The 7,383-nt window shown below is 69.3% G+C and carries 7 protein-coding genes and 2 tRNA genes; 3 read left to right on the top strand and 6 right to left on the bottom strand.

What is annotated here, in order from left to right; translation table 11 throughout:
• The 5 genes from ADL05_RS09380 to ADL05_RS09360 all read right to left on the bottom strand — a co-directional run.
• On the bottom strand, positions 1–270 hold a 270-nt coding region (locus ADL05_RS09380; RefSeq protein ID WP_304437781.1), incomplete at its 3' end, for a ClpX C4-type zinc finger protein.
• Positions 271–547: 277 nt separating this feature from the next.
• Complete coding sequence (locus tag ADL05_RS09375; RefSeq protein WP_053616488.1) at positions 548–1,204, bottom strand: ATP-dependent Clp protease proteolytic subunit; 657 nt, start codon at positions 1,202–1,204, stop codon at positions 548–550.
• A gap of 76 nt (positions 1,205–1,280) precedes the next feature.
• Entirely contained in the window at positions 1,281–1,805 is a 525-nt protein-coding gene (locus ADL05_RS09370; RefSeq protein ID WP_231640677.1) for a ClpP family protease, read from the bottom strand.
• A gap of 298 nt (positions 1,806–2,103) precedes the next feature.
• Positions 2,104–3,540 (bottom strand): trigger factor, encoded by a 1,437-nt coding sequence (gene tig / locus ADL05_RS09365; RefSeq protein ID WP_053616487.1) that lies wholly within the window; start codon positions 3,538–3,540, stop codon positions 2,104–2,106.
• A 232-nt stretch (positions 3,541–3,772) separates the two neighbouring features.
• Positions 3,773–3,847, bottom strand: a tRNA-Pro gene (locus ADL05_RS09360).
• Between the two features lie 105 nt (positions 3,848–3,952).
• Here ADL05_RS09360 and ADL05_RS09355 point away from each other — a divergent pair.
• A tRNA-Gly gene (locus ADL05_RS09355) sits at positions 3,953–4,023 on the top strand.
• A gap of 228 nt (positions 4,024–4,251) precedes the next feature.
• Here ADL05_RS09355 and ADL05_RS09350 read toward each other — a convergent pair.
• Entirely contained in the window at positions 4,252–4,515 is a 264-nt protein-coding gene (locus ADL05_RS09350; RefSeq protein WP_053616486.1) for a hypothetical protein, read from the bottom strand.
• A gap of 227 nt (positions 4,516–4,742) precedes the next feature.
• Here ADL05_RS09350 and ADL05_RS09345 point away from each other — a divergent pair, with 227 nt between their 5' ends.
• Both ADL05_RS09345 and ADL05_RS09340 read left to right on the top strand, forming a co-directional pair.
• Entirely contained in the window at positions 4,743–5,246 is a 504-nt protein-coding gene (locus ADL05_RS09345; RefSeq protein ID WP_053616485.1) for an adenylyltransferase/cytidyltransferase family protein, read from the top strand.
• Between the two features lie 148 nt (positions 5,247–5,394).
• Positions 5,395–7,275: an ABC transporter ATP-binding protein gene (locus tag ADL05_RS09340; protein WP_053616484.1), complete on the top strand. Its 1,881-nt coding sequence runs from the start codon at positions 5,395–5,397 to the stop codon at positions 7,273–7,275.
• The last annotated feature ends 108 nt before the right edge of the window (positions 7,276–7,383 follow it).

Genomic DNA, 7,383 nt, shown 5'->3' with positions numbered 1-7,383 from the left:
GTACACCGCCACCGACAAAGCCTTCTTCGCCTGATCCTGCCCGATCACGTACGAGTCCAGGAACTCATAGATCTCACGCGGCTTCGGCAGACTGTCCCACGCCAGGTCGGTGGAGTCGGCCAGCTCTTCCTCGATGATCTCGTTGCAGAGGTCGATGCACTCATCGCAGATGTACACGCCGGGGCCCGCGATGAGCTTTTTCACCTGCTTCTGGCTCTTACCGCAGAATGAGCACTTCAGCAGGTCCCCGCCGTCGCCGATGCGTGCCACCCAGCCACTCCTCAAAACTAAGGCCGCCCCGTCGGTCCCGCTCGCGCGAGCCGTCCGGAAGTCGAGCTCCCGAACCCGTCCACGACCCGGGCCACGGACGAGGCGATCTGTGTGTCGCTTCCGCCAGACTAAGCGAAAGACCGGACCGGCTTCGCCACTGGGCTGTCCCAGCCGGATCGAGGACCGGCCCGGTCGGTGTTCCTACCGCCGGGCCCCGGCCCCGGCGGCGCTCCCCCGCGGAGGCGGGGGAGGCCGCTGGACCAGGGATGACGCGCGCCTACTTGAGGGACGCCTTGCGGTACGGCAGAACGAAGTCGATGATGCCGTAATCCTTGGCTTCCTCGGCGGTGAGGATCTTGTCGCGCTCGATGTCCTGGGACACCTGCTCGGGGGTACGCCCGGTGTGGTGCGCCAGCGTGGTCTCCAGCTGCGTCCGGATCCGGGTGATCTCGTTGGCCTGGATCTCGATGTCGCTGGCCTGACCGTGCATGCCCTCCGTGGCGGGCTGGTGGATCAGGATGCGGGCGTTGGGCAGCGCACCGCGCTTGCCCTTGGTGCCGCCCGCCAGCAGGATCGCGGCCGCCGAGGCGGCCTGCCCGATGCACACGGTCTGGATGTCGGGACGCACGAACTGCATCGTGTCGTAGATCGCCATCAGCGAGGTGAAGGATCCGCCCGGCGAGTTGATGTACATCTGGATGTCCCGCTCGGAGTCGAGCTGCTCAAGGGTGATGAGCTGGGCCATCAGGTCGTTCGCCGAGGTGTCGTCGATCTGCACGCCGACGAAGATGATCCGCTCCTCGAAGAGCTTGTTGTACGGATTCATCTCCTTGACGCCGTACGACGTACGTTCCACGTAGGACGGCAGGACGTAGCGGCTCTGGGGAGCCATCGAGGCCGCGCCGCCGATGAGACTGGGATTGAACTCGGTCATTTCACGCCTTCCACGCACTGCGCCGATCCATGGACTGGGTCACGCGGGGTCTCTCGGGGTCCACTCAGCCGGCCGTTCAGACGGCGACGTCGAGCGTGCCCTCGAGGACCTCGTCGATCATTCCGTAGTCCTTGGCCGCCTGGGCCGTGAACCAGCGGTCCCGGTCGGCGTCCTTCTCGATCTGCTCGACGGCCTGCCCGGTGTGCTCGGAGATCTTCTCGATGAACATCTTCTTCACGTACATGAGCTGGTCCGCCAGGATCCGGATGTCGGAGGCGGTGCCCCCGATGCCACCGGAGGGCTGGTGCATCATGACACGGGTGTGCGGCAGCGCGTAGCGCTTGCCGGGGGCACCGGCGCACAGGAGCATCTGGCCCATGGACGCGGCCATACCGATACCGACGGTACGCACGTCGTTGGGGATGTACTGCATGACGTCGTAGATCGCCATGCCTGCGGTCACGGACCCACCAGGCGAGTTGATGTACATCGTGATGTCTCGCTGGCGGTCCTCGGCGGACAGCAGCAGAAGCTCGCCAACCAGGCGGTTGGCGATGTCGTCGTCGACCTGCTGGCCGAGGAATACGATTCGCTGGCGCAACAGGCGCTGAGGCGTCTGCTCAATAAAAGGGGAAATCTGCGGCTCCGACGTACGTGCGTCGAATCGCGGGGACTCATCAAAGGTCGGCGGCACTCTCGTCACCTGCTCCGGAATCGAAACGGTTGCGATACAGCGACACTAACGCCGACGAGCACCGTGCTCGCACCGATCGCGTCCCTGTTCGCTTTGAGCGCAGGGTGGGCAAGACCCCGCGTGGGCTTTCCTCTGCCGGCGAACACGACGGGCCCCGCCCGACCAGGAGTCGGACGGGGCCCGTGCGCTTCGCGGAGCGCCGTGCCTACTTGGCGGACTCGTCCTTGGCGGACGCGTCGTCAGCGGCCTCGGCGGGCTCGTCGGTGTCGGCGGTGGCGTCGACGGCCTCGGTCACGGTCTCGACGGCCTCGTCGGCGTCCCCGGCCTCGGTGGCGGCGGTCTCCTGCTCGACGACGTTGCCGTCCTCGTCGGTGACCTTCGCACCGGCCAGGACCAGGTCCATGGCCTTGCCGCGGACGACCTCGGTGAAGGCGACGCGGATCTGGTTGGACTCGACCAGGTGCTGGGCCAGCTGGTCCGGGCTCACGCCCATGCGCTGGGCCTGCTCGAACACGTACTGGCTGAGCTCGCCCTGGTCGGCGCTCAGGTCCTCCTGGATGGCCAGCTGGTCGAGGATGAACCCGGCCTTGACCGCGGAGCGGGCCCCGCTGGTGAGCTCCTCCTCGAACTCCTCCTCGGTCTTCTCCTGCGACTCGAGGTAGGCCTCCTTGGTCAGACCGCCCTGGGCGAGCTGCTGCTCCAGGCTCTGGCGGCGACGGGTGATCTCCTCGTCGACGACGGAGTCCGGCAGCGGGATGTCCACGGACTCGATGAGCTTCTCCAGCGCCTTGTCGCGGGCGGCGGAGAGCTGCTGGAGGCGGCGGACCTCGGTCATGCGCTTGCGCACGTCGTCGCGCAGCTCGTCGATCGTGTCGAACTCGCTGGCCAGCTGGGCGAACTCGTCGTCCAGCTCGGGGAGCTCCTTGACCTTCACGCTGTGCACGGTGACGGTGACGTCCGCCTCCTTGCCCTCGTGCTCACCCCCGACGAGGGTGGTCTTGAAGGTGGCCTCGCCACCCGACTCCATGCCGCGCAGGGTCTCGTCGAGGCCCTCCAGCATGGTGTTGGTGCCGACCTCGTAGGAGTAGCCGCTGACCGCGACGTCCTCGAGCTTCTCACCGTCGATGGCGGCGGAGAGGTCGATCGACAGGTGGTCGCCGTCCTCGATCGGGCGGTCGACGCCCACGAGGGTGGAGAAGCGCTCGCGCAGCGTGCCGACCTGCTCGTCGACCTGCTCGTCGGTGACCTCGGCGTTGTCGACGGTCACCTCGATGCCCTTGTAGTCCGAGACCTCGAACCTGGGGCGGATGTCGACCTCGGCCGTGAAGGCGAGTTCGTCGTTGTCCTCCAGCTTGGTGACCTCGACGTCGGGCTGGCCGAGCGCGAAGAGCTCCTCCTTCTGGATGGCTTCGTTGTAGAGCTCCGGAACGGCGTGGTTGACGGCTTCGCTGATCACCGCGCCGCGGCCCACGTAGCGGTCGATCAGCCGCGCCGGCGCCTTGCCCGGGCGGAAGCCCTTGATCCGAACCTGCTTGGCGAGAGACTTGTAGGTCTCGTCGAAAGCGTGCTCGAGCTCATCGAAGGGCACCTCGATGGTCAGCTTGACCCGGGTCGGGCTGAGCTCCTCGACATCGGTCTTCACGGGGCGGTACTCCTAGGTTTGCCGGCTGGTGTCCGCGTCGGCCCGCAGGCGCACCACACACAACGGCGCATGCACGCGCGCACCCCGGCCAGTCTGATGACCACGTTCAACCTGGGGTGCCCTGCGACGGGCTGGGACTTACAGTTTCCTGCTGATCGCACCAAGTCTAGGGCAGATACGCAGGGGGCCACGGCGCACGGCCAAAGGCCGCTGCCGCGGATGCTCGCTGTCGTCGGGGTGGCGGGATTCGAACCCGCGGCCTCATGCTCCCAAAGCATGCGCGCTAACCAAGCTGCGCTACACCCCGTACATGGAAAGGCCGCACACGAGTGTGCGACCACCGCCAGGACACTGTACTCTGGTCCTCGTCGGCCCCACGAGTCTAGAGGAAACTCGAAGCTCCCGGGCCCACGCGGGCGTAGTTCAATGGTAGAACTCCAGCCTTCCAAGCTGGCCATGCGAGTTCGATTCTCGTCGCCCGCTCCGCTCGAAGCGAGCCGTGTGCTGTCGCACCGGCTCGCTTCGCCGTTTCTGTGGGGGACACCCCCGCCCCGCCCGCTCGAAGCGAACCGTGTGCAGTCGCACCGGCCCGCCTCGCCGTTTCCCCCCGGGGGACGACCCCCACACCCCCGCCCCGCTCGAAGCGAACCGTGTGCTGTCACACCGGCTCGCTTCGCCGTTCCCCCCCGGGGACGACCCCCTCCGCGCCCCTCAGAGCTTCTCGGCGACGCTGACCCGGAAGTGGAACTTCTTGGTCAGGCCGACGACGTCCACCAGGAAGGAGTCCGGCGTGAGCCGGTACACCGCCCTCTCGCGCTCCGACCACGGATGCGCCGGGACGTGCTCACGGGCCACGCTCTCGGCACGCTCCCTGGCCGCCTCCTGGGAGCTGAACGGGCCCAGCCGCTCCCCCAGCACCCAGAAGCTCTCCTGCCCCATCCTCTCCGTCTGCTCAACGAGGATCATCCAGTTCATCCGTCTCTCCCAGCGCCGCCATCGGGAACCATCCGTCCGAGATGAGACTCACAGGGGCCACGACACGTTTCCGGTGACATACCTCACGCCGCTCCCCCGTCGGGCCGACGCCCCGCGCACCCCCGGGCCGTGGAATAGCCGGTACCAACCGGTACGTTGACCTTGCGGGTGGACCCGTCTGCGCGACCGGACGCGGGCACCCTGGAGCTTGTCGAAACGGGGCTACTTTGACGGACACCAACGCGGCGGACGACGTGGTCACCCCTCTGAGCGCACAGTGGTTCGAGCGGCCGTCCTCACTCGAACGGCCCGTCATCGTGACCGGGGTCTTCGACGTCCTGCACGTCGGACACGTCCGGTTCCTGCGCTCCATCGCCGAACGCGGCCTGCCGGTCGTGGTGGGGATCGAGTCCGACGAGCGCGTGCGTGCCTGGAAGGGGCCCGGCCGCCCGGTCAACCCGGCCGAGGAGCGCGCCGAGACGATCGCCGCCCTGGCCTGCGTCAGCGGCGCCTTCATCATCGAGGGGCCGCCCTCCGTCGCCGACTGGGCCGCCTACGCCGAACTCCTGCGCCCGTTCGCGCCCGCCGCGCTGGCCTTCACCGCCGGGGACCGCTACACCCAGGCCAAGATCCGCGGAGCCGACGCCCTCGGCGCGCGCGCCTGGGAACTGCCCTTCACTCCCGGGCGCTCCACCACCGCGGCGCTGGGCCGCCTCGCCACCTCCTTGTAGCGCCCCGCGACGACCGCCCGGCCCCCGTCCGCGCCCGCGCCGGGCCGGAGCCCACCCGCCCCGGTCCGCGGCGCCCGCGGGGAAGCGGCGCGCACGGACCCGTGTTGTCCTCTTGCGTGGCGAACGAGCGAGAAGAACGAGGCCGTCCATGATGACAGGCAGGCCCTCCTACCGGGCCCTGGTCAACGACGGGAGCGCCAAGGGGCAGTCACTGCCCCCCGGGCTCACCCGCCGCATCATCTCCTACGCCCACCCCCACTGGCGGACGATCCTGCTGTTCCTGGTGGTGACGGCGTTCAGCTCGGCGATCGTGGTCGCCAACCCCCTGCTGCTCAAGACCATCATCGACCGCGGCATCCTCACCGGGAACGCGTCCCTGGTCGTGTGGCTGGCCGTGGCGGCGGCGGGGCTCGCGGTGCTGGAGGGCGTGCTGTCCCTGCTCAGCCGGTGGCTCTCGGCACGGATCGGCGAAGGCGTCATCTACCTCCTGCGCACGCAGGTGTTCACGCACGTCCAGCGCATGCCGCTGTCCTTCTTCACCCGCACCCAGACCGGTTCCCTGATCAGTCGGCTCAACACCGACGTCGTGGGCGCCCAGCGGGCGATCACGTCCGTCCTGCAGTCGGTGGTCTCCAACCTCATCAGCGCCACCGCGGTGATCATCACCATGCTCGCGCTGTCGTGGCAGGTCACCCTGATCGCGCTGGCCCTGGTCCCGCTCTTCCTCGTCCCCGCCAAGCTGATCGGCCGCAGGCTCGCGCACATCTCGCGCGCGTCCATGGACAACAACGCCGACATGAGCTCGCTGATGACCGAGCGCTTCAACGTCGGCGGCGCGATGCTGGTCAAGCTCTACGGCCGCCCCGCGGAGGAGTCCGAGGCGTTCGCGCGGCGGGCCGGCCGCGTGCGCGACCTGGGCGTGCGCCAGGCGGTCTACGGATCCCTGCTGTTCTCCCTGCTCGGCCTCATCACCGCCCTGGCGATGGCGATGGTCTACGGCGTCGGCGGCCTGCTGGCGATCGGCGGCGCCTTCGAGGTCGGCACGCTCGTGGCGCTCACCACGCTCCTGGCCCGGCTGTACGGCCCGGTGACCACGCTCTCCAACGTGCACGTGGAGATCATGACCGCGCTGGTCTCCTTCGACCGGGTCTTCGAGGTCCTGGACCTGGAGCCGCGGATCAGGGAGAGCCCGAACGCACGCCCCCTGCCGGACGGCCCGCTGAGCGTACGCTTCGACCACGTGTCGTTCCGCTACCCGGGCACCGGGGAGGCGTCGGTCGCCTCGCTCGAACTGACCCCGCAGGCGCAGACGGACGACGACACCCAGGTCCTGAGCGGGGTGGACTTCACCGCCGAGCCCGGCACCATGGTGGCGCTCGTGGGTCCGTCCGGAGCGGGCAAGACCACACTGACCCACCTGGTGTCGCGGCTGTACGACCCCACGGACGGCACGGTGAGCGTCGGCGGGATCGACCTGCGCGAGGCCACCGGGGACTCCCTGCGCGACCGGGTCGGCGTGGTGACGCAGGACGCCCAGCTCTTCCACGACACCGTGGGCGCGAACCTGCGCTACGCGCGGCCGGACGCCACCGACGCCGAGATGGAGGAGGTCCTGCGGATGGCCCGCCTGGGCCCGCTCCTGGAGCGGCTGCCCGACGGCCTGGACACGATGGTCGGCGACCGCGGCTACCGCCTGTCCGGCGGCGAGAAGCAGCGGCTGGCCATCGCCCGGCTGCTGCTGAAGGCCCCGTCGGTCGTGGTGCTGGACGAGGCGACCGCGCACCTGGACTCGGAGTCGGAGGCGGCGGTGCAGGAGGCCCTGGCCGCGGCTCTGGAGGGGCGCACGTCACTGGTCATCGCCCACCGGCTGGCCACCGTGCGCGAGGCCGACCAGATCCTGGTGCTGGAGGACGGCCGCGTCCTCGAACGGGGCACGCACGACCAACTGCTGACGCGCGGCGGGCTCTACACGGCGCTGTACCGGACCCAGTTCGCACCGCAGCGGCGCGAGGGGGCGCACGAGTCGTGACCGGGATCGGCCGCCTCGTCCGCGCCGCGCGCGGCCTGGCGGCCACCCGCGCCGACTCGAAGCGCCGTCCGGGCGTGCGGGCCGCCGAGGGCGGACGGCCGGGCCCGG

Source organism: Nocardiopsis sp. NRRL B-16309 (assembly GCF_001279585.1).
Taxonomy (GTDB): Bacteria; Actinomycetota; Actinomycetes; order Streptosporangiales; family Streptosporangiaceae; genus Nocardiopsis.
The sequence above is the reverse complement of the archived record's forward strand: the minus strand, read 5'-3'. Positions and strand labels throughout refer to the sequence as shown.